The organism is Pseudomonas sp. LB3P31, from assembly GCF_054897945.1.
Map to the genome: position 1 here is coordinate 2,892,197 of NZ_CM142710.1, position 26,037 is coordinate 2,918,233.

17 protein-coding genes are annotated in these 26,037 nt (G+C 59.6%); 10 read left to right on the plus strand and 7 right to left on the minus strand.

From position 1 onward, the window contains the following. Positions 1–75: 75 nt before the first annotated feature. The 3 genes from ACYZTK_RS13135 to msrA all read left to right on the plus strand — a co-directional run bounded on the left by ACYZTK_RS13135 (position 76) and on the right by msrA (position 5,218). The gene (locus ACYZTK_RS13135; protein ID WP_462014826.1) at positions 76–1,470 is read left to right on the plus strand and encodes an alkaline phosphatase D family protein; all 1,395 of its coding nucleotides are present in this window, start codon (positions 76–78) and stop codon (positions 1,468–1,470) included. Positions 1,471–1,697: 227 nt separating this feature from the next. Continuing rightward, on the plus strand, positions 1,698–4,391 hold the full coding sequence (locus ACYZTK_RS13140; protein ID WP_462014827.1) for a sensor domain-containing phosphodiesterase: 2,694 nt from the start codon (positions 1,698–1,700) through the stop codon (positions 4,389–4,391). A gap of 179 nt (positions 4,392–4,570) precedes the next feature. Beyond that, positions 4,571–5,218, plus strand: coding sequence for a peptide-methionine (S)-S-oxide reductase MsrA (msrA, locus tag ACYZTK_RS13145; RefSeq protein WP_247293189.1), 648 nt, complete (start codon positions 4,571–4,573; stop codon positions 5,216–5,218). Positions 5,219–5,327: 109 nt separating this feature from the next. Here msrA and ACYZTK_RS13150 read toward each other — a convergent pair whose 3' ends face one another. Then, the gene (locus ACYZTK_RS13150; protein WP_462014828.1) at positions 5,328–6,164 is read right to left on the minus strand and encodes a 23S rRNA (adenine(2030)-N(6))-methyltransferase RlmJ; all 837 of its coding nucleotides are present in this window, start codon (positions 6,162–6,164) and stop codon (positions 5,328–5,330) included. 169 nt (positions 6,165–6,333) lie between these two features. Beyond that, positions 6,334–7,818 (minus strand): sodium/proline symporter PutP, encoded by a 1,485-nt coding sequence (gene putP / locus ACYZTK_RS13155; protein ID WP_462014829.1) that lies wholly within the window; start codon positions 7,816–7,818, stop codon positions 6,334–6,336. Positions 7,819–8,281: 463 nt separating this feature from the next. Between putP and putA the strand changes: the two genes are divergently transcribed. Both putA and ACYZTK_RS13165 read left to right on the plus strand, forming a co-directional pair. Continuing rightward, on the plus strand, positions 8,282–12,232 hold the full coding sequence (gene putA, locus ACYZTK_RS13160) for a trifunctional transcriptional regulator/proline dehydrogenase/L-glutamate gamma-semialdehyde dehydrogenase (RefSeq protein WP_462014830.1): 3,951 nt from the start codon (positions 8,282–8,284) through the stop codon (positions 12,230–12,232). A gap of 247 nt (positions 12,233–12,479) precedes the next feature. After that, positions 12,480–14,282 (plus strand): acyl-CoA dehydrogenase, encoded by a 1,803-nt coding sequence (locus ACYZTK_RS13165; RefSeq protein WP_462014831.1) that lies wholly within the window; start codon positions 12,480–12,482, stop codon positions 14,280–14,282. Between the two features lie 163 nt (positions 14,283–14,445). On the opposite strand, the gene ACYZTK_RS13170 is transcribed toward ACYZTK_RS13165, so the two are convergent. Then, positions 14,446–14,748, minus strand: coding sequence for a cell division protein ZapA (locus ACYZTK_RS13170; protein ID WP_462014832.1), 303 nt, complete (start codon positions 14,746–14,748; stop codon positions 14,446–14,448). Beyond that, on the minus strand, positions 14,745–14,975 hold the full coding sequence (locus ACYZTK_RS13175; protein WP_462014833.1) for a hypothetical protein: 231 nt from the start codon (positions 14,973–14,975) through the stop codon (positions 14,745–14,747). Before ACYZTK_RS13175 ends, ACYZTK_RS13170 begins: the two co-directional genes overlap by 4 nt. Positions 14,976–15,250: 275 nt before the next feature. Between ACYZTK_RS13175 and ACYZTK_RS13180 the strand changes: the two genes are divergently transcribed. The 4 genes from ACYZTK_RS13180 to selO all read left to right on the plus strand — a co-directional run bounded on the left by ACYZTK_RS13180 (position 15,251) and on the right by selO (position 23,715). Further along, positions 15,251–16,876: a methyl-accepting chemotaxis protein gene (locus ACYZTK_RS13180; RefSeq protein WP_462014834.1), complete on the plus strand. Its 1,626-nt coding sequence runs from the start codon at positions 15,251–15,253 to the stop codon at positions 16,874–16,876. Between the two features lie 200 nt (positions 16,877–17,076). Beyond that, positions 17,077–18,819: a potassium/proton antiporter gene (locus tag ACYZTK_RS13185; RefSeq protein WP_462014835.1), complete on the plus strand. Its 1,743-nt coding sequence runs from the start codon at positions 17,077–17,079 to the stop codon at positions 18,817–18,819. A 33-nt stretch (positions 18,820–18,852) separates the two neighbouring features. Further along, on the plus strand, positions 18,853–22,203 hold the full coding sequence (mscK, locus tag ACYZTK_RS13190) for a mechanosensitive channel MscK (protein WP_462014836.1): 3,351 nt from the start codon (positions 18,853–18,855) through the stop codon (positions 22,201–22,203). Between the two features lie 48 nt (positions 22,204–22,251). Then, positions 22,252–23,715 (plus strand): protein adenylyltransferase SelO, encoded by a 1,464-nt coding sequence (selO, locus tag ACYZTK_RS13195; RefSeq protein WP_462014837.1) that lies wholly within the window; start codon positions 22,252–22,254, stop codon positions 23,713–23,715. A gap of 6 nt (positions 23,716–23,721) precedes the next feature. Here selO and ACYZTK_RS13200 read toward each other — a convergent pair whose 3' ends face one another. Both ACYZTK_RS13200 and ACYZTK_RS13205 read right to left on the minus strand, forming a co-directional pair. Beyond that, positions 23,722–24,123, minus strand: coding sequence for a helix-turn-helix domain-containing protein (locus ACYZTK_RS13200; protein WP_462014838.1), 402 nt, complete (start codon positions 24,121–24,123; stop codon positions 23,722–23,724). A gap of 2 nt (positions 24,124–24,125) precedes the next feature. After that, positions 24,126–24,416 carry a type II toxin-antitoxin system HigB family toxin gene (locus ACYZTK_RS13205; protein WP_462014839.1) on the minus strand — a complete coding sequence of 97 codons (291 nt, stop codon included), beginning with the start codon at positions 24,414–24,416 and terminating at the stop codon, positions 24,126–24,128. Positions 24,417–24,612: 196 nt separating this feature from the next. Here ACYZTK_RS13205 and trxC point away from each other — a divergent pair, with 196 nt between their 5' ends. Next, positions 24,613–25,047, plus strand: coding sequence for a thioredoxin TrxC (trxC, locus tag ACYZTK_RS13210; protein ID WP_462014840.1), 435 nt, complete (start codon positions 24,613–24,615; stop codon positions 25,045–25,047). A gap of 97 nt (positions 25,048–25,144) precedes the next feature. On the opposite strand, the gene ACYZTK_RS13215 is transcribed toward trxC, so the two are convergent. After that, on the minus strand, positions 25,145–25,915 hold the full coding sequence (locus tag ACYZTK_RS13215) for a ParA family protein (protein WP_462014841.1): 771 nt from the start codon (positions 25,913–25,915) through the stop codon (positions 25,145–25,147). Between the last annotated feature and the right edge of the window lie 122 nt (positions 25,916–26,037).

The window sequence follows — 26,037 nt, forward strand, 5'->3', positions numbered from 1 at the left end:
AGTCTGATCTGGCGACTCTAACTTCACGCGCTGATATCAATACTTGATTGAGCGCAATACTGAATGGACTCAAACATGTTCAAGCCAACGGTCGGGCCTATCATTGGCCACACGACAATTAATCACGCGCGCATTTTAGTGCGCGGCAAGTTTCAGATGAACGCCCAGGCCTTTGCCGGGATTCGCTATCGACGACGGGGCGACGAAAGTTGGTTGAACAGCACTTTCAGCACACTCGAATCCGTACGCGACATGTCCCAGGTCATTGCCCTGAATGATCTGGCTGCCAACACTGAATACGAATACCAGGCCGGCTGGTTCAGCCTGACGAGCCCGGCGCATAACGTGGAGACGGTGGCAGAGTTGCCACTGCAATGGCCCGATGATATTTACCGTTTCCGCACGCCTTCGGACCGAGTTACTCAACCACGCGCCTATATCTTCGGCTCGTGCCGCTACCTGCAACTGACGGGTGGGGTGCCGATCCTGCCACACCTCAGCGACCGGATTTTCGCCTCGATCAGCCAGCTTGCAGAGCAAAGTGACCCACCCATCAGCGCGATGCTGATGACGGGTGATCAGGTTTATCTGGATGACCTGAATGCCATTGCGCCCGACCGCGAGCTCAATGAAATGCTGGTTAAATATCGCACGGCTTTTTCCCAACCCAATATCAGCAAGTTAATGTCCAGCCTCCCTACTTACATGATCCTTGATGATCATGAAATTGAAGACAACTGGCCGACTAAAAGAAAGCGTGATGACGATTACATGTGTAACAATGCAATGATCGCTTACGAATTGTATCAAGCCAGCCACAGCCCCACTCATGAACTACTCGATAATGGCCAGATCAATCCGGCCTCCGACCGATATTGGTATCAGTTCTCGGAGGGCGATATTGAGTGGTTCGTCGTCGATTGCCGCACCCGGCGTAATCTTGCGACCAACGACCGGCGCATGCTTGATCAAGAGCAGGAAAAGGCACTGTGCGACTGGCTAATCAACAGCACGGCCCGGGTCAAGATGGTGATCACCGGTGTCATGCTGTACCCCGACCTGATCAGAGACGGCGACGACGGCTGGAAAGGCTTCCCCGAACAGCGCCTGCGCCTGTTGGAGACCATCCGCAAACATCGCCTCAGGAACGTGGTGATAGTTTCCGGCGACGTGCATGGCTCGCTGGTCAGCCGCCTGACCCACAGCGAGGACCCGGAATTCGAGATTCACACCCTGGTGTCATCGCCGCTGAGCAACAGCAGAATGCTGCCCTACGCAAAAGCTTCCAGCTTCATCCTCAATCAGCCATTGGCTACAACCGAAGCCGGCGAGTATCGGCACGAACTGGTCGGCGAGGTGATCAGCCAGGACAACTTTGCCCATCTGCTGATTGATACAGCACAGATCCGCATCAGTTATCACGACAGGACAGGCAATCTGTTGCAAAAAATTGAAATCCCGCTGCGCTGAAAAAATTCCGGGTCGCAACCGGGGCGGGGGGCGGCGATCCTTTCAGCTCAACACAATACTTTCGCACTACTACTGAAGAATTAGACTTGCCTGCCGACATATTCTTATAGCACTTGGCCTTCATCTCTCTTGTCAGTCGGTATCGCAATGATGCAACCTTGCGACACGCAACAGAAAAGAGGGCGCGAGCCCGGCGCGACCAGCACTTTCGAAGCGAGTTTCCCTTCATGAAAAGCCAACCCGATGCCGCCAGCCGTATGGCGGCCGAGGTAGTGACGCAATTGCCTGTGCCCTCGCGGCTCGGCATGCTGCGTTTCGAGCGGCTGAATGAAGCCAGCTGGGCCATGTTGTTTCTCGACCCCAACTGCGAACGACCCTTCGGCCTGGCCGCTGTGGAGCTCTGCTCACTGATCAGCTCGCCCTACGCCAGCCTGATGGAGCCACAGGCGCGTCATCAGCTGCATGACGCGATCCAGCAGCAACTCACTGAAGCGTCCAGTTACCTGATCCGCTACACCCTGCACACGCCCGCCGGCGCCTTGAAGCTGCTGGAACTGGGCGAAGCATTCAAACAGCACAATCGACAACTGTTGCGCGGCTACCTGCTGGTGGTCGACGACTTGATCGAGAGCAACCCGGTGCTGGCCGCGCTGGACCTGGAAAATCAGAACTCGCGCCTGCAAATCGCCCTTGAACTCAATCAGCGCGCCCAGCAGGAACAGCTGTTGCACCTGGATCGCGTGCGGGCGCAGCAGGACCTGATCCTGCTGCTGACGCGCCAGCGCTATACCAGCAACAATTCGCTGCAGGAAGCGGCCGAGCTGATCACCCGCAGCGCCTGTGACATCTACCAGGTCGACTGCGCCAGCCTGTGGAATCTTGAAGATTCGATGCTGGTGCCGATCTCCGCCTATCACCGCGCGAGCCAGGAACACCAGCTGCCCGAGCCGATCGATGTCAGCGGCTATCCTGATTATCTGGAAGCCCTGCACACCGGCCGCGCCATTGATGCGCACAATGTCATGCGCGATCCGCGCACCCGGGAGCTGGTGGAATGCCTGCGACCGCGGGATGTCATCGCCATGCTCGATGCCAGCGTTCGGGTCGATGGCCAGGTAGTCGGGGTGCTTTGCCTGGAGCAGAGCGGTGCCTCTCGCGCCTGGCAATCGGACGAAATAGCCTTCGCCGGCGAGCTGGCCGACCAGTTTGCCCAAGTGATCAGCAACCATAATCGCCGCACCGCCACCAGTGCCCTGCACCTGTTCCAGCGGGCCGTGGAACAGAGCGCCAATGCCTTTCTGCTGGTCAACTGCGATGGCGTGGTGGAATACGTCAACCCCAGTTTCACGGCGATTACCCAGTACAGCACCGAAGAAGTCCACGGCCAGCGGCTGTCGGAACTGCCGGCACTGGAGAACCTCAGCGAACTGCTGTTCGACGCCACTTCGGCGCTGGGCAAGAGCAACAGCTGGCAGGGTGAGTTCAAGAGCCGACGAAAAAACCTCGAACCCTACTGGGGCCAGTTGTCGATTTCCAAGGTGTACGGCGACAACCGCGAGCTGACGCATTACATCGGCATCTATGAAGACATCACCCAGACCAAACTGGCCCAGCAGCGCATTGAGCGCCTGGCCTACACCGACAACCTGACCAACCTGGGCAACCGACCGGCCTTCATCCGCAACCTCGATGAACGCTTTTCCCGCGACACTGATACACCCATCAGCCTGCTGCTGGTGGACATCGATAATTTCAAGCGGATCAACGACAGCCTGGGCCATCAGACCGGCGACAAGCTGCTGATCAGCCTGGCGCGCCGCCTGCGCAACAGCCTCAGCCCAAGCGGCAGCCTGGCGCGTTTTGCCAGTAATGAGTTCGCCGTGTTGCTGGACAACACCGACCTCTGCACCGGCCAGCAAGTCGCCAACCAACTGCTGGCAACGCTGGACAAGCCGATGTTCGTCGACAACCAGCTGATCAGCGTCACCGGCTCCGTCGGCCTGGCCTGCGCGCCGCTGCACGGGCGCGATCCACAAACACTGATGCGCAACGCCGGCCTGGCGCTGCACAAAGCCAAGGCCAACGGCAAGCACCAGGTTCAGGTGTTCACCGAAGCGCTGAACGCCGAGGCCAGCTACAAACTGTTCGTGGAAAACAACCTGCGTCGCGCCCTGACCCAGAATGAGCTGGACGTCTTTTACCAGCCCAAGCTGTGCCTGCGCAGCGGGCGCCTGCTGGGGATGGAGGCCCTGTTGCGCTGGAACCATCCGGAAAAAGGCATGATCCGTCCGGACCAGTTCATCAGTGTCGCCGAGGAAACCGGCCTGATCATCCCGATTGGCAAATGGATCGCCCGCCAGGCCTGCCGCATGAGCAAGCACCTGACCGCCGCTGGCCTGGGCAACCTGCAGGTGGCAATCAACCTGTCGCCCAAACAGTTCTCCGACCCCGACCTGGTGGCGTCCATCGCCAACATCCTCAAGGAAGAAGCACTGCCGGGGAGCCTGCTGGAACTTGAACTGACCGAAGGCCTGCTGCTCGAAGCCACCGAAGACACCCACTTGCAACTCGACCAGCTGAAACGCCTGGGCCTGACCCTGGCCATGGACGACTTCGGCACCGGTTACTCGTCGCTGAGCTACCTGAAGAAATTCCCGATTGATATCCTCAAGATCGATCGAAGCTTCATCCACGAAATCCCGGACAACCAGGACGACATGGAAATCACCTCTGCCGTGATCGCCATGGCCCACAACCTTAAACTCAAGGTGGTGGCGGAAGGTATCGAGACCGCCGAGCAGCTGGCGTTCCTGCGCCGCCATCGCTGCGACGTCGGCCAGGGCTACCTGTTCGACCGCCCGATTCCGGGCAGCGATCTGATCGAAAAGCTCAGACGCTATCCGCGTGGCCCCATCGCCTGACAGGTCCCGCCCCTGTAGGAGCGAGCCTGCTCGCGATAGCGGTGTGTCAGTCTCCACCCATGTTGAATGTTAAGCAGTCATCACGAGCAGGCTCAATCCACATTGCTCGCACCTACTGGCATTATTCGGCACACTGGCGGTCTACCTATTTACATCCAACCTGACTGAGGGGACTGATGATGGTTCTGCGCTCGGAAATTCTGGTGAACAAAAACGTGCTCCCGACTAAAGAACAAGCTCTGCCTGGCCGCGAAACTCCGATGTCCCTGCCGGAAAAACACTTCGTGCACGACGCCCCGCTGTTGGGCCCGTTCGTCACTGACGTGGATTTCGCGATCTTCGGCCTGGGCTGCTTCTGGGGTGCGGAACGCAAATTCTGGCAGCGCGAAGGCGTGGTCAGCACGGTAGTGGGTTACGCCGGCGGCTTCACGCCGAACCCTACCTATGAAGAAGTCTGCTCAGGCCTGACTGGCCACAGCGAAGTGGTACTGGTGGTCTATGAGCCGGCAAAGGTCAGCTACGAAGCGCTGCTGAAAATGTTCTGGGAACTGCACAACCCAACCCAGGGCATGCGCCAGGGTAATGACATCGGCACGCAGTATCGCTCGGTGATCTATGCCACCAACCCGACTCAACTGGAAGCGGCCAAAGCCAGCGCGCAAGTGTTTCAGGCCGAGTTGACCAAGGCCGGCAAAGGCACCATCACCACCGAAATCGACGAAGCGCCGACGGTGTACTTCGCCGAGGCGTATCACCAGCAGTACCTGGCGAAAAATCCAGAAGGGTATTGCGGGATTGGCGGTACAGGCGTGACCTGCCCGATCTAACGCCGTAAAGCAAAAGATCGCAGCCTGCGGCAGCTCCTACAGTGTGTAAGGTGTACCTCTGTAGGAGCTGCCGCAGGCTGCGATCTTTTGATCTTGCTTTTGACCTACCTCATTCAGCAATCAACCAATCCATCTGCCACCCACCCTGAGTCTGCCCAAGCTTCTGCGACAACCACGGCAGCAACTCGCGCAACTCCTCCTCCAGCCCCCACGGCGGATTGGCAATCGCCAACCCCGACCCGTTCAAGCTGTTCGGCGTGTCCAGCGGATGCACCAGCAATTCCACGCGCAACAACTTCGGCGCACCCGTGCCGGCCAGGTCCTGATAAAACCGACGCAACATACGCTGGTCTTTCACTGGGTACCAGATCGCCGCCACAGTCTGGCGCATCCGGCCGATCGCTTCTTTCAGCGAGGCCGCACAACGCTGCATCTCATCGAGCTGCTCGAACGGCGGATCAATCAACATCACCGCGCGCTTCTCCTGCACCGGCAACATCGCCCGGGGCACGTGCCAGCCTTCGCCCAGTTGCACCTTGACGCGCCTGTCGCCGGCCATATTGTCCTTGAGCAACAGGCCATCTTGCGGGTGCTTCTCGTTGAGCATCAGCCGATCCTGGGGCCGGGTCAGGCGTCGCGCCAGCTCCGGTGAGCCCGGGTAATAGCGCAACTGGCCATCCGGGTTCATCTCGTGCAGCACCTGCATGTAATCGGCGGTCAACATCGGCAGGTCCGGCTGATCCCACAAACGCGCAATGCCTTCCAGGTATTCACCGGTGCGGCTGGCCTGATCACCCTGCAGGTCATACAGGCCGATGCCGGCATGGGTATCGAGATAGGCGAACGGCTGCTCCTTGCGCGACATCAGGGCGATGAGGCGGGTCAAAGTCAGGTGTTTGAACACGTCGGCGTGATTGCCGGCATGGAAGGCGTGACGATAATTCATGATTGCTCCTGCGCAGGTCGGCAAGTTTACCCTGTACCGAGCGCAACGTCAGGGCTTCGCGGCCGAGCGGGCCAACCTGCCCTCCAGACATGAAAAAAAACGGCCCGCCTCCAGAGGAAGCGGGCCGTTCTTTTGTTCAGCAAAAGCTCAGAGCATCAGCTCATCGCGATTACTTGTTCAGGCGGAAATCTGCCTCGGCTGCCTCGAAACGCTGCAGCATGCCAGCAGTCGGCGCGCCGAGTTTGCTGACGATGTAGATCGCCAGGCTGGCGAAGATGAAGCCCGGGATGATTTCGTACAGGCCCAGCAGTTCGAAGTGTTTCCACACGATCACGGTGATCGCGCCGACCAGGATGCCGGCCAGTGCGCCGTTGCGGGTCATGTCTTTCCAAATCACGGAGATCAGCACGACCGGACCGAATGCAGCACCAAAACCGGCCCAGGCGTAGCTGACCAGACCCAGTACGCGGTTCTCCGGGTTGGCGGCCATCGCGATGGCGATCAGGGCAACCAGCAGCACCATGGCGCGGCCAACCCAGACCAACTCGACCTGAGATGCGGATTTACGCAGGAAGGTCTTGTAGAAGTCTTCGGTCAGGGCACTCGAGCACACCAGCAATTGGCAGCTCAGGGTGCTCATTACGGCAGCCAGGATGGCCGACAGCAGCACACCGGCGATCCATGGGTTGAACAGGATTTTCGCCAGTTCGATGAACACACGCTCATGGTTTTCGGTCACAGGACCGGCCAGCTCCGGGTGCGCCGAGAAGTAAGCGATACCGAAGAAACCTACAGCGACGGTGCCGCCCAGGCACAGGATCATCCAGGTCATGGAGATGCGGCGAGCGTTAGCGATCGACTTGACCGAATCCGCCGCCATGAAACGCGCGAGGATGTGCGGCTGGCCGAAGTAGCCCAGGCCCCAGCCCATCAGCGAGATAATGCCGATGAAAGTGGTGTTTTTCAGCATGTCGAAGTTGCTTGGATCTTGCGCTTCGATGGCCAGGAACGTGGTGTCAACGCCGCCCGTAGCCAGCAGCACGATGATCGGCGTCAGCAACAGGGCGAAGATCATCAGCGTGGCTTGAACGGTATCGGTCCAGCTCACTGCCAGGAAACCACCCACAAAGGTGTAGGCAATCGTCGCCGCAGCACCGGCCCACAGCGCAGTCTCGTAGGACATGCCGAAGGTGCTTTCGAACAGACGGGCGCCAGCCACGATGCCGGATGCGCAATAAATGGTGAAGAACACCAGGATCACTACCGCAGAGATGATCCGCAGCAGGCCGCTTTTGTCTTCGAACCGGCTGGAGAAGTAGTCCGGCAGAGTCAGCGCATCACCGTTGTGCTCGGTCTGTACACGCAGACGGCCGGCGACGAACAGCCAGTTCAGGTAGGCACCGATGATCAGGCCGATGGCGATCCAGCTCTCGGACAGACCGGACATGTAGATTGCGCCCGGCAAGCCCATCAACAACCAGCCGCTCATGTCGGAGGCGCCGGCGGACAATGCAGTCACGACGCTGCCCAGGCTACGACCGCCCAGAATGTAATCGGATAGGTTGTTGGTGGAGCGATAGGCCATGAAGCCGATCAGCACCATTGCTGCGATGTAGATCACGAACGTGATCAGGGTTGGATTGCTAACGCTCATTAAGTTACGCCCTGGCTTTGTTTTTATGTAGCGGCGGTATTAGGTAACCGCTCGCAAACGACGACGTTTGACAGACGATTGTGGATCCCGCGCATTTATGACTGATGTTTCCCCAGGAAAGCCATCAGCCGGTGCACCTGACGTTGGAGCCGGTTGCACCTTCGCGGCGAATGCTATTCAACAAAGCAAATAAGGTGCAACCAGTTTCTTTCGAATAAGTTGCACCTAGTCGGAATTATCATGCAAATGCCGTTTTTTGCTCCTTTTTAGGGCAGTTCTGGCGGTTTGCTATAAGTAAAAGCACCAAGCAGGCGCGGGACCTTCGAACCGGAATTTTTTTCCTGACGAGCTGCCGCTAATTCCGACAAAAAAAGGGTTGCACCCGGTTGCACCTCGATCAGCGCAGGGCTAATCTTGCCGCCAGCTGATGCCACGCAGTTGTGGCAAACATGAGGATAAAAATATGGCTACCACCACTCTTGGGGTCAAACTTGACGACCCGACCCGCGAACGCCTCAAGGCCGCCGCGACCTCGATTGATCGCACGCCGCACTGGCTGATCAAACAGGCAATCTTCAATTACCTGGAAAAACTCGAGGGTGGTGCAACCCTGACCGAGCTGAACGGCTTGACCAAGGATTCCGACGATTCGGTCGACGCGCCTCTGGATCACGCCCATCAGTGCTTCCTCGAATTCGCAGAAAGCATCCTGCCGCAATCGGTGCTGCGTGCATCGATCACCGCCGCTTACCGCCGCCCTGAGCCGGAAGTGGTGCCGATGCTGATCGAGCAGGCGCGTCTGCCAGCGGTCATGGCCGAAGCCACCAACAAACTCGCCGCCTCGATTGCCGAAAAACTGCGCAATCAGAAGAGCGCTGGCGGCCGTGCCGGGATTGTCCAGGGCCTGCTGCAGGAATTCTCTCTTTCGTCCCAGGAAGGCGTGGCCCTGATGTGCCTGGCCGAAGCGCTGCTGCGCATTCCGGACAAGGGCACCCGTGACGCGCTGATCCGCGACAAGATCAGCACCGGCAACTGGCACCCGCACCTGGGCAACAGCCCTTCGCTGTTCGTTAACGCTGCCACCTGGGGTCTGCTGCTGACCGGCAAACTGGTCGCCACGCACAATGAAGCCGGCCTGACTTCGTCCCTGAGCCGCATCATCGGCAAGAGCGGCGAGCCGATGATCCGCAAGGGCGTCGACATGGCCATGCGCCTGATGGGTGAGCAGTTCGTCACCGGTGAAACCATCGCCGAAGCCCTGGCCAACGCGAGCAAATTCGAAGCCAAGGGCTTCCGGTACTCTTACGACATGCTGGGTGAAGCGGCACTCACCGAGCACGACGCGCAGAAATACCTGGCCTCGTACGAACAAGCCATCCACTCGATCGGCAAAGCGTCCCACGGTCGTGGGATCTATGAAGGTCCAGGCATTTCCATCAAGTTGTCGGCACTGCACCCGCGTTACAGCCGTGCGCAGTACGAGCGCGTGATGGAAGAGCTGTACCCGCGCCTGCTGTCGCTGACCTTGCTGGCCAAGCAATACGACATTGGCCTGAACATCGACGCTGAAGAAGCCGACCGCCTGGAGCTGTCGCTGGACCTGCTGGAACGCCTGTGCTTCGAGCCGCAACTGACCGGCTGGAACGGCATCGGTTTCGTGATCCAGGCTTACCAGAAGCGTTGCCCGTACGTGATCGACTACGTGATCGACCTGGCTCGTCGCAGCCGTCATCGCCTGATGATCCGCCTGGTGAAAGGCGCGTACTGGGACAGCGAGATCAAGCGCGCTCAGGTCGAAGGCCTGGAAGGCTATCCGGTGTACACCCGCAAGGTGTACACCGACGTGTCCTACATCGCTTGCGCACGCAAACTGCTGTCGGTGCCGGAAGTCATCTATCCGCAGTTCGCCACGCACAACGCCCACACCCTGTCGGCCATCTACCACATCGCCGGTCAGAACTATTACCCCGGCCAGTATGAGTTCCAGTGCCTGCACGGCATGGGTGAACCGCTGTACGAACAGGTTGTAGGCAAGGTGTCCGAGGGCAAGCTGAACCGTCCGTGCCGCGTGTACGCTCCGGTTGGCACCCACGAGACACTGCTGGCGTACCTGGTGCGTCGCCTGCTGGAAAACGGCGCGAATACTTCATTCGTCAACCGTATCGCCGATCAATCCATCTCGATTCAGGAGCTGGTGGCCGATCCAGTGGCCACCATCGAGCAGATGGCGACGCAGGAAGGCGGCTTCGGCCTGCCACACCCGCGTATCCCGCTGCCGCGTGACCTGTACGGTGCCGAGCGCGCCAACTCCAGCGGCATCGACATGGCCAACGAACATCGTCTGGCTTCACTGTCCTGCGCCCTGCTGGCCACCGCTCACAACGACTGGAAAGCCGCGCCGATGCTCGGCTGCGCTTCCAGCACCGAAACCCCAGCACCTGTGCTGAACCCATCGGATCAGCGTGACGTGGTCGGCCATGTACAGGAAGCGACCGTCGAAGACGTCGACAACGCGATCCAGTGCGCCTTGAACGCTGCGCCGATCTGGCAGGCTACCCCGCCGGCCGAACGTGCCGCGATCCTGGAACGTGCCGCTGACCTGATGGAAGGCGAGATCCAGCCGCTGATGGGCCTGCTGGCTCGCGAAGCCGGCAAGACCTTCGCCAACGCCATCGCCGAAGTACGCGAAGCCGTGGACTTCCTGCGTTACTACGCAGTGCAGGCGCGCAACGATTTCACCAATGACGCGCATCGTCCGCTGGGCCCTGTGGTCTGCATCAGCCCGTGGAACTTCCCGTTGGCGATTTTCAGCGGCCAGGTTGCTGCTGCTTTGGCCGCCGGCAACCCGGTACTGGCCAAGCCTGCAGAACAGACTCCGCTGGTGGCCGCCCAGGCCGTGCGCCTGCTGCTCGAAGCCGGAATCCCGGAAGGCGTGCTGCAATTGCTGCCGGGCCGTGGCGAAACCGTAGGCGCCCGTCTGGTCGGTGACGATCGGGTCAAAGGCGTGATGTTCACCGGTTCCACCGAAGTCGCTCGTCTGCTGCAACGCAACGTCGCCGGTCGCCTGGATGCCCAAGGCCGTCCGATTCCACTGATCGCCGAGACTGGCGGCCAGAACGCGATGATCGTCGATTCCTCGGCACTGACCGAACAGGTTGTGATCGACGTAGTGTCCTCGGCCTTCGACAGCGCAGGTCAGCGCTGCTCGGCTCTGCGTGTACTTTGCTTGCAGGAAGATTCCGCTGACCGTGTCATCGAAATGCTCAAAGGTGCCATGGCTGAATGCCGCCTGGGTAACCCGGAGCGTCTGTCCGTGGACATCGGCCCGGTGATCGACGCTGAAGCCAAGGCCGGTATCGAGAAGCACATCCAGGGCATGCGCGACAAAGGTCGCAACGTGTACCAGGTGGCCATTGCCAACAGCGAAGAGGTCAAGCGCGGCACCTTCGTGATGCCGACCCTGATCGAGCTGGAAAGCTTCGACGAGTTGCAACGGGAGATCTTCGGTCCGGTGCTGCACGTGGTTCGCTACAAGCGCAAGGACATCGACCAGCTGATTGCGCAGATCAATGCGTCCGGCTACGGCCTGACCCTGGGCGTGCACACCCGTATCGACGAGACCATCGCCAAGGTGATCGACAACGTCAATGCCGGTAACGTCTACGTAAACCGCAACATTGTCGGCGCAGTGGTCGGCGTGCAACCGTTCGGCGGCGAAGGCCTGTCGGGCACTGGTCCGAAAGCTGGTGGTCCGCTGTACCTGTACCGCCTGCTGTCGACTCGTCCTACTGATGCGATCGAACAATCCTTCGCTCGCGGTGACGCTATCGCAGCACCGGATGTTCGTCTGCGTGACGCCATGAGCAAGCCGCTGACTGCCTTGAAAGCCTGGGCCGACAGCAACAAGCTCGCCGACCTGGCGACCTTGTGTGCGCAGTTCGCAGCGCAATCGCAAAGCGGGATCACCCGCCTTCTGGCAGGCCCGACCGGCGAACGCAACAGCTACGCCATTCTGCCGCGTGAACACGTGCTGTGCCTGGCGGAAGTCGAGGGCGACCTGCTGACCCAACTGGCTGCCGTGCTGGCAGTTGGCGGTTCGGCGGTGTGGCCGGAAGCTGAATTGACCAAGGCTTTGTATGCACGCCTGCCGAAGGATGTTCAGGCCCGCATCAAGCTGGTTTCCGACTGGAGCAAGGACGAGGTGGTATTTGATGCGGTCCTGCATCACGGCCATTCCGATCAGCTGCGTGCGGTCTGCCAGCAGGTAGCCAAGCGGGCTGGTGCGATTGTCGGGGTTCATGGGTTGTCCCAGGGCGAGACCAATATTGCGCTGGAGCGTCTGGTGATTGAGCGGGCGTTGAGTGTTAACACTGCTGCTGCGGGTGGTAATGCCAGCTTGATGACAATCGGCTAAACAGCAACAAGGCCGGGCAGCCGCAATGGCTGCCCGGTATGCAAAATCCCTTGTGGGAGCGGGCTTGCTCGCGAATGCGGAGTGTCAGTCGACATAAACTTTGACTGATACAGCGCTTTCGCGAGCAAGCCCGCTCCCACATTTGATTAGCGGTGGCCGCAACACACCATCACGCTCATCAATCATCCTGTTCACCCCACCCTCCCCACGCCTAAACTCGGTCCAACCCAAAAAAAGGTAGGCCGCCATGTCCGAGACGTTGCTCAGTTCCCGCAATCTGGCTTTCGAGCTGTATGAAGTCCTCGATGCCGAAGGCCTGACCCAGCGCGAGCGTTTTGCCGAGCACAATCGTGAGACCTTCGATGCCGCACTTGGCACTGCCCGCAACATTGCCGAGAAGTTCTTCGCCCCGCACAACCGCAAGGGCGACGAGAACGAGCCACGTTACGAGGACGGCCAGGCGATTCTGATTCCGGAAGTAAAACCGGCTGTGGACGCCTTTCTCGAAGCCGGATTCCTCAATGCCGCGCGCAGTTTCGAGGCGGGTGGCATGCAGCTGCCAACACTGCTGTCCCAGGCCTGCTTTGCGCACTTCCAGTCCGCCAACGCGGCGTCGACTTCGTACCCGTTCCTGACCATGGGCGCGGCCAACCTGATCGAAAGTTTCGGCACTGAAGAGCAGAAGCAGCGTTTCCTGCAGCCGATGATCGACGGCCGTTTCTTTGGCACCATGGCCCTGACCGAACCTCACGCCGGGTCCTCGCTGTCGGATATTCGTACCCGCGCCGAGCCTGCGTCCGACGGCACCTATCGCCTCAAAGGCAACAAGATCTTCATCTCCGGCGGCGATCACCCGCTGTCGGAGAACATCGTGCACATGGTGCTGGCCAAGCTGCCGGACGCTCCGGCCGGAGTGAAGGGCATTTCGCTGTTTATCGTGCCCAAGTTCCTGGTCAACGATGACGGCAGCCTGGGCCCGCGTAATGACGTATTGCTAGCCGGGCTGTTTCACAAGATGGGCTGGCGCGGCACCACTTCTACAGCGCTGAACTTTGGCGACAATGGTGCCTGCGTGGGCTATCTGGTGGGCAAGCCGCATCAGGGCCTGAGCTACATGTTCCAGATGATGAACGAGGCGCGGATCGGCGTCGGCATGGGCGCGGTCATGCTCGGCTACGCCGGCTACCTGTACTCCCTGGAATACGCACGCGAGCGGCCACAGGGGCGAGTGCCAGACAGCAAGGACCCGAACACCGCACCGGTGGCAATCATTCAGCACGCCGACGTCAGGCGCATGCTGCTGACGCAAAAAGCGTACGTCGAAGGCTCGTTTGACCTGGGGTTATACGCGGCGCGATTGTTTGATGACACTACCACGCTTGAGACCGAAGCCGAGCGCAAGCAAGCGCATGAGCTGCTGGACCTGCTGACCCCGATCGTCAAATCCTGGCCGTCGGAGTTCTGCCTCAAGGCCAACGAACTGGCAATCCAGATCCTCGGCGGCCACGGTTACACCCGCGAGTACCCGGTGGAGCAGTATTACCGCGATAACCGCCTGAACCCGATCCACGAAGGCACTCACGGCATTCAGTCGCTGGACCTGCTGGGGCGCAAGCTGGCGCAGAACGGGGGTGCAGGGCTCAAGCAGTTGATCCGTTTGATCGCCGGCACCGCCGAGCGCGCGCAGGCCCATGGGTCGCTAACAGCGCTGCGTGAACCTCTGGAGAAGCTGGTGGAGCGCCTGCAGACCGTAACCATTGGCCTGCTGACCGATCTGGGGCAGGGCAAGGTCAACAGCAGTCTGGCGAACTCTGCGCTGTACCTGAAGGTGTTCGGGCACACAGTAATCGGCTGGCGCTGGCTGGAACAGGCGATTCGTGCTGAGGAAGGGCTGGCCAAGGGGAATGCGGCAGATGTCAGCTTCTATAAAGGCAAGCTGCAGGCAGCGCGGTATTTCCTGACATGGGAAGTGCCGGGTTGCCACCATGAACTGGCGATTCTTGAGGCGCGGGATGATGTGTGTCTTGGGATGCAGGATGAGTGGTTCTGATCTGTCGTAAATCGGCGTGACAGCCGCAAAATAGATCGCAGCCTTCGGCAGCTCCTACAGGGGAATGCATTCCAACCGTAGGAGCTGCCGCAGGCTGCGATCTTTTGATCTTAATTCAGCTTAAACCCACCCACCTGCCGCGCCAGATCAGCCGATCAGCCGATCAGGCTTGATTGATGGTCTTGGCGATCACTTCAACCGTGGCGCTGACTTGCTCTTGGTAACGGTCGAGTTCGAGCTTGTGTTGCTTGCGCATCTCGATCTGCTGAGAGCACAGGTTCATCGCGGCCAGCACCAGCAACCGGTCGCCGATCAGCGTCGGGTACTTCTTTTTGGTATCAGCCAGTGCAGCTTTCAACATCAATGCAGCGTCCAGCAGGGTTTGCTCTTCCCCGGCCGGCGCCCTGATCGAATAGTCCTCCCCCAGGATCGAGACGACTTTCACCCCTGCGGCGCCCTCGCTCATGCGCTGACTGGGCCGGCGCTGACGCGCTCAACCAGGGCCTGGATGCGCGCTGCGGTAGCGCCGAGTTTCTCTTCCTGCTCCATCAGGTTCAGTTGCAGGCTTTCGTTTTCATCCTTGGCCTGGGCCAATTCTGTGCTCAGGGTCTGGTTAGTCGCGAGCAGGGTCTGGTTCTGTTGAACCAGGTCGCTGACCAGCTGTTCCAATTGGCTAAGGGATGCTTCCAACATAATGATTTTCCAAGCAATTTCAAAGGGCGCGTACGATAAAGAAAAGTCACCACGCAAGCCAGGGTTATTCAGGCGCAAGGCCTTGATTTTCCAGGCGGGCAACCTTCCTCGCGAGCTTAAAAGACTGTGATTGTTCCATCTGGTTCCTGCAATTCGTCGCCGGACCTGTACTGCGACAAAAACGCGCAGTCACTCAAGACTTTAGTCGTATGACCGATAAGCCCTTCATACGACAGCCTTAGCGCCGCATGGATGCGCCTCTCCCGGAAAACACCATGTCCCTTCGCAATATGAATATCGCCCCAAGGGCGTTCCTCGGTTTCGCCATGATTGGCGGGTTGATGCTGGTTCTGGGTGTGTTTGCCTTGAACCAGATGAGCAAGATCCGCGCGGCCGGCGAAGATATCGCCTCCGCCAGTGTACCCAGCGTAAAAAGCATCGATGAGTTCACCCAACTTACCCTGCGCCTGCGGGTCCTGTCTTACCGCTTGCTGACCAACCGCGAACCCGACGTCCAGCAAAAGACCTTTGAACTGTTCGAGACGCGCAATCAGCAGATCCGCGACACACAGAAAATTTACGAACCGCTGATTAACGGCCCGGTCGAACGGGCGGCCTACGACCAGTACCTGCAATTACTGGGGCAATACCGTCAGCTTGAAGACCAGATGAAGAGTCTGTCGCGTAACAATCAGGTCGAAGAGCTGCGCAAGATGCTCAACACCGAGTTGCTCGCCAACTCTGAGGCGGTCAACACGGCACTGGCCAAGCTGCTGGAGATCAACACCCAGCAGATCGCCGAAACCAGCCAGGAAGCTGCGGATCAGTATTCCTCGGCGTTCAACCTGGTCGTCGCGCTGCTGGTCCTGGCCTCGGGCCTGACGCTGCTGTTCGCCTGGTTATTGACCAACAGCATCACCAAGCCAATCGCCAACGCTTTGAGCGCCGCCGAAGCCATCGCCGAGGGCAACCTGACTCGCCCGATTACCGTTGATGGTGAAGACGAAGCCGGCCGCCTGTTGCTGGCGATGTCGAAAATGCAGGAAAAACTGCGCGACACGCTGCAGCGGATCTCCGGTTCTGCCACCCAATTGGCCTCTGCCGCCGAAGAGCTCAACAGCGTCACTGATGAAAGTGCCCGCGGCCTGACCCAGCAGAACAACGAAATCGAGCAGGCCGCCACGGCGGTCAATGAGATGACCAGCGCCGTGGAAGAAGTTGCGCGCAACGCGGTCAGCACCTCCGAAGCCTCGAAAAATGCCACTACTTCTGCCGGTGACGGTCGCGACCTGGTGCAGGAAACCGTCAGCGCCATCGAACGCATGAGCGCCGATGTGCAGAGCACGGCAACCCTGATCGGCGACCTGGCCAACGAATCCAGGGATATCGGCAAGGTCCTTGATGTGATCCGCGGCCTGGCTGACCAGACCAACCTGCTGGCATTGAACGCAGCGATCGAAGCCGCGCGAGCCGGTGAAGCCGGGCGCGGTTTTGCCGTGGTAGCGGACGAAGTCCGGGCCCTGGCGCATCGCACCCAGCAGTCGACCAGCGAGATCGAACGCATGATCGGCAGTATCCAGAGCGGCACCGAGCATGCGGTGAATTCGATGCGCAACAGCACCGAGCGCGCCGAATCGACCCTGAACATCGCCCGCGGTGCCGGCCTGTCGCTGGACACAATCAACACTGCCATCGTCGAAATCAACGAACGCAACCTGGTGATCGCCAGTGCCGCCGAGGAGCAGGCGCAGGTGGCGCGCGAAGTGGATCGCAACCTGGTGAACATCCGGGACCTGTCGGTGCAATCAGCGACCGGGGCCAGCCAGACGAGTGCAGCCAGCAATGAACTGTCGCGGCTGGCGGTGGATTTGAACGGGATGGTTGGGCGGTTCAGCCTTTAATCGGGTGATGCCGAAAAGATCGCAGCCTGCGGCAGCTCCTACGGGGTTAACACCGACTGAGCGTAGGAGCTGCCGCAGGCTGCGATCTTTTGATCTGCAAAACCTTTTTGACAGCATCACATTTCAACAGGTTAGAATCGCTGGCACGCAGACTGCATGGTCAGTTTGCGCCCGCCTTTCAGCTTTCCGGAGTACTGCCTTTGAATGCGACGACCATCAACAGCCTGTTCTTGATCGGCGCGTTGCTGGTAGGTGCAAGCATTCTGGTGAGTTCACTTTCCTCGCGCCTCGGCATCCCGATCCTGGTAATCATCCTGGCCGTGGGCATGGCGGCCGGGGTCGACGGCGGCGGCATCATCTTCGATAACTACCCGACGGCCTATCTGGTCGGCAACCTGGCACTGGCCGTCATCCTGCTCGACGGTGGCCTGCGAACTCGCGTATCCAGTTTCCGCGTGGCGTTATGGCCGGCACTGTCCCTGGCCACGGTGGGCGTGCTGATTACTACCGGGCTGACCGGCATGGCCGCTGCCTGGCTGTTCAATCTGAACATGATCCAGGGCCTGTTGATCGGCGCCATCGTTGGCTCCACCGACGCCGCTGCAGTGTTCTCGCTGCTGGGCGGCAAGGGCCTGAACGAGCGGGTCAGCGCCAGCCTCGAGATCGAATCCGGCAGCAACGACCCGATGGCGGTATTTCTCACTGTCACCCTGATCGACATGCTTGCCAGCGGCGAGACCGGTTTGCATTGGAGCCTGCTGGGGCATCTGGTACGTGAATTCGGAATCGGCGGCGTGATTGGCCTCGGCGGCGGCTGGGTGATGCTGCAGCTGGTCAACCGGATCAACCTGGCTAACGGCCTGTACCCGATCCTGGTGGTCGCCGGCGGCCTGGTGGTGTTTGCCCTGACCAACGCCCTGCATGGCAGCGGTTTCCTCGCGGTGTACCTGTGCGGCCTGGTGATCGGCAACCGTCCGGTGCGCAGCCGTCACGGCATCCTGCATATGCTCGACGGCATGGCCTGGCTGGCACAGATCGGCATGTTCCTGGTGCTGGGTTTGCTGGTTACGCCGCACGACTTGCTGCCGATCGCCCTGCCCGCCCTGGGTCTGGCGCTGTGGATGATCCTGTTCGCCCGCCCGCTGTCGGTGATGGTCGGCCTGCTGCCGTTCAAGGCATTCCATGGCCGCGAGAAAGCCTTTATTTCCTGGGTCGGGCTGCGCGGCGCGGTACCGATCATCCTGGCGGTGTTCCCGCTGATGGCCGGGCTGCCCAATGCCCAGCTGTACTTCAACCTCGCGTTCTTCATCGTGCTGGTATCGCTGCTGGTGCAGGGCACGAGTCTGCCGTGGGTGGCGAAGCTGTTAAAGGTCACCGTTCCGCCTGAACCCTTGCCGATCTCCCGGGCTGCGCTGGAAGTACACGTCACCAGCGAGTGGGAGCTGTTCGTTTATCGCCTTGGCGCCGAAAAATGGTGCATCGGTTCGCCCCTGCGCGAGCTGAAAATGCCCGACGGCACGCGCATCGCGGCGCTGTTTCGTGGCCAGCAACTGCTCCATCCGTCGGGTAGTACGGTGCTCGAAGTCGATGATTTGCTGTGTGTTATCGGCCACGAACACAACCTCCCGGCCCTCGGCAAACTCTTCAGCCAGGCCCCGCAAAGGGGGCTGGATTTGCGCTTCTTCGGCGACTTTGTGCTCGAAGGAGACGCCCAGCTGGCTGCGGTTGCTGCCCTGTATGGGTTGAAGGTCGAAGACATCGATCCGGACATGTCCCTGGGTCACTTCATCGCGCAGAAAGTCGGTGGTGCGCCTGTAGTGGGTGACCAGGTGGAATGGAATAGCACCATCTGGACAGTTGCGGTCATGGACGGGAACAAGATAGGCAAAGTCGGCGTCAGATTCCCCGAAGGAAGTCGCCCGGGTCCGGGACTCTTCCTCTAAACTCCACACTTCGTCAGCTTTCGATCGGTCTCTATGTCAACCCTGCGCACCTATTTTTTCATGGCCCTGCTGGGCTTGAGCCTCTCTGTCGGCACCTTGCAAGCTGCCGAACCGCCCACCAGCGAGACCGTGCAGGCGAGCCTGGACAAGATTGCCGAGCGCAAATTGCCGGAAGCCGATCAGAAAGCCCTGCAAAGCATCCTGCAAAACACCCTGACCCAGCTCGACAACCAGCGTGATTACGAGCAGAAGCTCGCGGCCCTCAAGCAGCAGCTGGCCACCGCACCCAAGCAGAACATCGAGAACCAGCGCGAGCTGGCGCGCCTCAAAGGCACCAAGGTGCTACCGGTGGAGCAACGCTTCGCCAACCTGTCGATCCAGCAGCTGGAACAGATGCTCACCGAGCGCTCGACCCAACAGAGCGACCTGCAAAAAGCCCTGGCGGATGCCAACAGCCTGGTGATCACCGCCCAGACCCGTCCCGAGCGTGCCCAGGCGGAGATCTCCGCTAGCCAGACACGCATTCAACAGATCAACAACATCCTCAAGGCCGGCAAGGACGCCGGCAAGACCTTGAGCGGCGAACAGCGCGACCAGCTCAACGCCGAGCTCGCCGCACTCAATGCGCTGATCCCGCTACGGCGTCAGGAGCTGGCCGGCAACAGCCAGCTGCAGGACCTGGGCAACAGCCAACATGACTTGCTCACGGAAAAATCCGATCGCCTGGATCAGGAAATCCAGGAGCTGCAAAACCTGATCAACCAGAAGCGCCTGGCGCAGTCCCAGGAAACCGTAACGCAGCAGTCCATCGAGGCTCAGAAGTCTGGGGGCAGCAGCCTGCTGGCCACGGAAAGCACGATCAACCTGAAGCTGTCCGACTACCTGCTCAAGAGCACAGACCGCCTCAACGTTGTCACCCAGCAGAACCTGCAGACCAAGCAACAACTGGACAGCGTCACCCAGAGCGACTCGGCCCTGGACGAGCAGATCAACGTGCTCAAGGGCAGCCTGCTGCTGTCGAAAATCCTCTACAAACAGAAGCAGGCCCTGCCCCGGCTGAAGCTCGATCGCGACCTGGCGGACCAAATTGCCGACATTCGCCTGTACCAGTTCGATGTCAGCCAGCAACGCGAGCAACTGAGCAACCCGGCCACCTACGTCGACAACCTGCTGTCCACCCAACCGCCGGAACAGGTTACCCCGCAACTGCGCAAGAGCCTGCTGGAACTGGCCAATACCCGGGCCGACCTGCTGGAACGGTTGAACCGCGAGCTGAGCGCCGTACTCAATGAATCCATCACCCTGCAGCTCAACCAGAAACAACTGCTGAGCACCGCGCAGAGCCTGCGCGCAACCCTCGACGAACAGATGTTCTGGATTCCCAGCAACAAGCCGCTGGATTTCGAGTGGATGCACGACGTGCCGGAGCGTTTGAAGCGTCAAGTCGCCACATTGCCGGTAGCTTCAAGCCTGAGCGAACTGTCCGATGGACTGACCCAGCGTCCGCTGCTGTTCCTGCCGTTGGCGTTGGTAATCGGCGCGCTGCTGTGGCGCCGCAAAAGCCTGTACGCGCGCTTGAACAAGGTTCACCAGGACATCGGCCACTTCAAGCGTGACAGTCAGTTGCACACACCCCAGGCGATTCTGATCAATATTCTACTGGCGATGCCGGTGTCCCTGGGACTGGCATTGTGCGGCCTAGCGCTGCAGATCGACGCCCGCGGGCAAAATGCCAACATGGGCGCGGCGCTGTTGCAGATGGCGCAAGCCTGGCTGGTGTTCTACACCGCCTACCGCATCCTCGCGCCGGGCGGCGTTGCCGAACTGCATTTCCGCTGGGAAAAACCCCAGGTCGAGTTCCTGCAAGGCTGGGTACGGCGCCTGGGCCTGGTTGTCATGGCGCTAGTCGCCGTGGTGGCAGTCGCCGAGCTGCAACCCGCCGCACTGGCCGACGACGTCCTCGGCATGCCGGTGGTGCTGACCTGCTACGCCTTGATGGCCTGGCTGCTTAGCCGCCTGCTGATCAGCAGCCCGACCCACCAGAACGCCTCGCTGTTCCGCAAGGCCGTGGGCGTCATGTTCACCGCGCTGCCCATCGCACTGTTCGTCGCGGTGTGCTTCGGTTATTACTACACGGCACTGAAACTCAGCGACCGGCTGATCAACACGCTGTACCTGCTGATGTTCTGGCTGGTGATCGAAGCCACCTTCGTGCGCGGCCTCAGCGTTGCCGCACGACGTTTGGCCTACCAGCGCGCCCTGGCCAAACGCCAGGCCGCGAAAGAGGCCGGTGACGGCGAAGCGGTGATCGAAGAGCCGACACTGGATATCGAGAAGGTCAACGAACAGTCGCTGCGCCTGATTCGCCTGGCGTTGCTGGGTGGTTTCATGGCGGCGCTGTACTGGGTCTGGTCGGACCTGATCAGCGTGTTCTCGTACCTGGACAACATCACCCTCTACGAATACACCAGCGGTACCGGTGCCAACATGAGCATGGTGCCGATAAGCATTGGCGACATGCTCGGCGCGCTGATCATTATCGGCATCACTTTCGCCCTCGCCCGCAACTTGCCGGGGCTATTGGAAGTGCTGGTGCTGTCCAAACTGAACCTGGCGCAGGGCAGCGCCTACGCCACGACTACGCTATTGTCGTACGTGATTGCCGGCGTCGGGTTCGTTTCGACCCTGTCGACCCTCGGCGTTAGCTGGGACAAGCTGCAATGGCTGGTGGCAGCGCTATCGGTCGGCCTGGGTTTTGGCATGCAGGAGATATTCGCCAACTTCATCTCCGGCATCATGATCCTGTTCGAGCGTCCGGTGCGGATCGGCGATACCATCACCATCGGCAACCTGTCGGGCACGGTCAGCAAGATCCGCATCCGCGCCACGACCATCACCGATTTCGACCGCAAGGACATCATCGTCCCAAACAAGACGTTCATTACCGGGCAACTGATCAACTGGTCGCTGACCGATACCATCACCCGGGTCACGCTGAAGCTTGGCGTCGACTATGGTTCCGACCTGGACCTGGTGAAAGAGCTGCTGCTCAAGGCCGCCCGGGAAAACCCACGGGTCCTGAAAGATCCGGAACCTCATGTGTTCTTCCTCAACTTCGGCGAAAGTACCCTGGACCACGAGCTGCGCATGCACGTGCGCGACCTCGGCGACCGCAACCCGGTGCTGGACGAGGTCAACCGCTTCATTAACCGCGAATTCAAGAAGCAGCACATCAACATCTCGTTCCGGCAGATGGAGGTCTACCTCAAGAACCTGCATGGCCAGGAATACAAGATGGTGCCGGTCGAACCGGAAAACAAAACCATCGTCCCGCTGGTCGATGGCAAACCCGCGCAGGAACCGCCGGCTGCCAAACTCGACTAACCCGCTTATCCCTAGCAGAATGCTCGGACATTCTGCTGGAGATGGCCGGTGAAAGCCCTCGACGAACTGACCTTCGATAACCGCTTCGCCCGTTTGGGCGACGCGTTTTCCGCTCATGTGCTGCCCGAGCCGATCGACAATCCGCGCCTGGTGGTGGCCAGCCCCGCGGCCATGGCGCTGCTCGACCTCGACCCGGCCGTGGCACAAACCCCGGAGTTCGCCGAGCTGTTCAGTGGCCACAAGCTCTGGGCCGACGCGGTACCGCGGGCGATGGTGTATTCCGGCCATCAGTTCGGTTCCTACAACCCGCAGCTGGGCGACGGTCGCGGCTTGTTGCTGGGTGAGGTCTACAACCAGGCTGGCGAACACTGGGACCTGCACCTCAAGGGTGCCGGCCAGACGCCTTTCTCGCGCATGGGCGATGGCCGTGCAGTGCTGCGCTCGTCGATCCGCGAATTTCTGGCGTCCGAAGCGCTGAACGCCCTGAACATCCCGACTACTCGCGCACTGTGCGTAATCGGTTCCGACACACCGGTGTGGCGCGAGAAGCAGGAGCGCGCAGCCATGGTCCTGCGCCTGGCACCCAGCCATATCCGCTTCGGGCATTTCGAGTATTTCTACTACACCAAACGTCCCGAACAGCAGAGCGAACTCGGCCAGCACGTCCTGGCGATGCACTTCCCGGAATGCCTGGAACAACCGGAGCCGTACCTGGGGATGTTCCGCGAAATCGTCGAACGCAACGCCGAGCTGATCGCCAAGTGGCAGGCCTACGGCTTCTGCCACGGAGTGATGAACACCGACAACATGTCGATCCTGGGCATCACCTTCGACTTCGGGCCGTTCGCGTTCCTCGATGACTTCGACGCCAACTTCATCTGCAACCATTCCGATGACCAGGGCCGCTACTCGTTCAGCAACCAGGTGCCGATCGGCCAATGGAACCTCAGCGCCCTCGCCCAGGCGCTGACACCTTTCATCAGCGTCGAGGCACTGCGCGAAACCCTTGGCCTGTACCTGCCGCTGTACCAGGCGCATTACCTGGACCTGATGCGCCGCCGCCTCGGTTTTACCACCGCTGAAGACGACGACCAGAAGCTGCTCGAACACTTGCTGCAACTAATGCAAAACAGCGCCGTCGACTACACCCTGTTCTTCCGCCGCCTCGGAGAAGATTCAGCACCAGAGGCAGTCGCCCGCCTGCGCGACGACTTCGTCGACATCAAGGGCTTCGATGCCTGGGCCGAGCTCTACGTGGCCCGGGTAATCCGCAACGGCGAGACAGATCAACAGCAGCGCCGCCAGCGCATGCATGCGGTGAACCCGCTGTATATCTTGCGCAATTACCTGGCGCAGAAAGCTATCGATGCGGCTGAAAGCGGCGACTATGCCGAGGTTCGCCGGCTGCATGCGGCGCTGAGTAATCCATTCAAGCAGCAGCCAGGCATGGAGGCTTACGCCGAACGACCGCCGGAATGGGGTAAACATCTGGAGATCAGTTGTTCATCGTGATGGCTGTCAGATAAACGTCTCCACCGATACCCCGAAGCGTTCAGCCAGCCAGCGGATCTGCCGCAGGTTGAGCTGACGTTTGCCACCCAACAATTCCGATACCACGGACTGCGCTCCCACGCCGGGGAGGTCGCTTTGACTCAAACCATGTTCGCGCATCAGGTAGCCGAGCATCTCGACACCGCTGGGCTTGGGCATCGGGTGGTGCTTGTGATCCCACTCCTCGATCCAGTCACCGATGATATCCACCAGGCTCATCAGCGGATGCGACTCGTCCCCGCCGGTCATCGCAAGCAACTCATCCAGCGCCCGCACCAACGAGTCATAGTCATCTTCGTTTTTTGGCTTGCGCAGCAGTGGCGAGACGAACTCCCAATGTTCTGCGGCTCTCTTTATCAAAATACTCATGTTCAAATCTCCTTCCATTTACCGCGGTCATACTCGCGGTGATCCAGCACGTGCTTGATGTACAGCTTCTGAGCCCGGTACCTGACGTAGGCGATTAGCCGCAGTTTGTTGCCACCAATATCGAAAACGTGCAGGTCGCCCACCTTGTCGACTGCAGGAAACAGCCCCTTCATCGCGGCAAAATCTGCCGGCTGATTTCTTCTGGCCAACTGATACCACTGGTCCAGTGCGGAGGCTGCCATTGGCCATTTGGACTTGGCTTCACGTATGCGTTTTTCAGTAATGACATGCATGCAATATCCTTATCGCATTCTGCTATGGGAAGTTAATCACAGTCTAAAAATATCGCAAGTTGCGATAATCGCGAGCAGACCAACGGTCTCGCTCGGTTCGACTCAGCCTAGTTTCATCGACGCACGCTGCACGATTGAAAATATGAGTAAACGTCTCCAAATAGTGGTTATCGGCTTCTTCTCAGGACCTTCGCTCATGACCGACCCACTCCTTATTCCCTGCCCCCACTGCAACGGCCTCAACCGTATCCCGGCCGAGCGCCTCGTTGATCAGCCTAAATGTGGCCGCTGCAAGGTTCAGGTGTTGTTAAAGACTCCGTTTGAACTGAAGCAAGGTGATTACGCCAGTCAGATCAAGGGTGATCTGCCGTTGCTGGTAGATGTCTGGGCTGACTGGTGTGGCCCGTGCAAGTCATTTGCGCCGGTGTTTGAGCAGGCGGCGGTGCAGTTGGCGGGGAAATGCCGGCTGGCCAAGCTGGACAGTGAAGCGAATCAGCAGTTGTCAGCGCAGCTGGGAATTCGCTCGATCCCTAGCCTGATTCTGTTCAAGAACGGCCGGGAGGTGGCGCGCCAGAGCGGCGCGTTTCCGTTGCCGCAGTTGATGAGCTGGTTGCGTAGTCAGGGAATCTGACAACCTCAAAAGATCGCAGCCTGCGGCAGCTCCTACAGGGATCTTGCGATTTCCCTGCACCTTGTAGGAGCTGCCGCAGGCTGCGATCTTTTGATCTTCAGGCGTTCTCGAGGAGGTTATGCAACTCGACAAACTGCTGCGTCAGCTTGTGCCGCGGATCGAGCTGAATCAGCGGCGTATTGGCCTGATGCGACTCACGCATCCGCACCGATGTGCTCAGGTAAACCGGTAACACTGGCAACCCTTCGGCAATCAACTCATCAAGAATCTGCTGGGGCAGACTCGCCCGCGCCTGGAACTGGTTGACCACAATGCCCTCCACTTCCAGACCTTCGTTGTGGTCTTCCTTCAATTCTTCGATTTCTGCCAGCAAGCCATACAGGGCTTGTCGCGAAAAGCTGTCGCAATCGAAGGGGATCAGCACTCGATCGGCGGCAATCAACGCCGAAACCGCATAAAAATTCAGCGCTGGCGGAGTATCCAGATAAATCCTGTCGTAATCCTCGGACAATTCATCGAGCAGTTTGCGCAGCTTGTTGATCTTGTGTTTCGCCTCGAGCTTGGGCTGCAGGTCAGCCAATTCGGCGGTAGCGGTGATGACATGAAGGTTATCAAAGGGAGTTTCGTAGATATCGACCCGGTTTTTCTTGGAGAAAGGCCCCGAGGACAACGTCTGCTTGAAGAAGTCGGCAATGCCCATCGGGATATCATTCCCGGTCAGCCCTGTCAGGTATTGAGTGGAGTTGGCCTGGGCATCGAGATCCACCAATAGGGTGCGATAGCCCTCGCTGGCGCTGACCGCTGCCAGATTGCAGGCAATGCTGGATTTGCCTACGCCACCTTTTTGATTAAACACCACGCGCCGCATGTCAAAACCTCCGTGTATCAATGAGTGATCGAGTGTAGTGGTCTCGAGCATTGCTTCGCTACCTTGTTAGGAAGAGGACTACAGGGTCAGCAGAAATCTCTTCATAAAAAAGCGGCAAGTAC

Excerpts from the sequence above, each read along its gene's own strand:
- ACYZTK_RS13135 (WP_462014826.1), top strand. The coding sequence starts at position 76 with ATGTTCAAGCCAACGGTCGGGCCTATCATTGGCCACACGACAATTAAT.
- ACYZTK_RS13140 (WP_462014827.1), top strand. The coding sequence starts at position 1,698 with ATGAAAAGCCAACCCGATGCCGCCAGCCGTATGGCGGCCGAGGTAGTG.
- msrA (WP_247293189.1), top strand. The coding sequence starts at position 4,571 with ATGGTTCTGCGCTCGGAAATTCTGGTGAACAAAAACGTGCTCCCGACT.
- ACYZTK_RS13150 (WP_462014828.1), bottom strand. The coding sequence starts at position 6,164 with ATGAATTATCGTCACGCCTTCCATGCCGGCAATCACGCCGACGTGTTC.
- putP (WP_462014829.1), bottom strand. The coding sequence starts at position 7,818 with ATGAGCGTTAGCAATCCAACCCTGATCACGTTCGTGATCTACATCGCA.
- putA (WP_462014830.1), top strand. The coding sequence starts at position 8,282 with ATGGCTACCACCACTCTTGGGGTCAAACTTGACGACCCGACCCGCGAA.
- ACYZTK_RS13165 (WP_462014831.1), top strand. The coding sequence starts at position 12,480 with ATGTCCGAGACGTTGCTCAGTTCCCGCAATCTGGCTTTCGAGCTGTAT.
- ACYZTK_RS13170 (WP_462014832.1), bottom strand. The coding sequence starts at position 14,748 with ATGAGCGAGGGCGCCGCAGGGGTGAAAGTCGTCTCGATCCTGGGGGAG.
- ACYZTK_RS13175 (WP_462014833.1), bottom strand. The coding sequence starts at position 14,975 with ATGTTGGAAGCATCCCTTAGCCAATTGGAACAGCTGGTCAGCGACCTG.
- ACYZTK_RS13180 (WP_462014834.1), top strand. The coding sequence starts at position 15,251 with ATGTCCCTTCGCAATATGAATATCGCCCCAAGGGCGTTCCTCGGTTTC.
- mscK (WP_462014836.1), top strand. The coding sequence starts at position 18,853 with ATGTCAACCCTGCGCACCTATTTTTTCATGGCCCTGCTGGGCTTGAGC.
- ACYZTK_RS13200 (WP_462014838.1), bottom strand. The coding sequence starts at position 24,123 with ATGAGTATTTTGATAAAGAGAGCCGCAGAACATTGGGAGTTCGTCTCG.
- ACYZTK_RS13205 (WP_462014839.1), bottom strand. The coding sequence starts at position 24,416 with ATGCATGTCATTACTGAAAAACGCATACGTGAAGCCAAGTCCAAATGG.
- trxC (WP_462014840.1), top strand. The coding sequence starts at position 24,613 with ATGACCGACCCACTCCTTATTCCCTGCCCCCACTGCAACGGCCTCAAC.
- ACYZTK_RS13215 (WP_462014841.1), bottom strand. The coding sequence starts at position 25,915 with ATGCGGCGCGTGGTGTTTAATCAAAAAGGTGGCGTAGGCAAATCCAGC.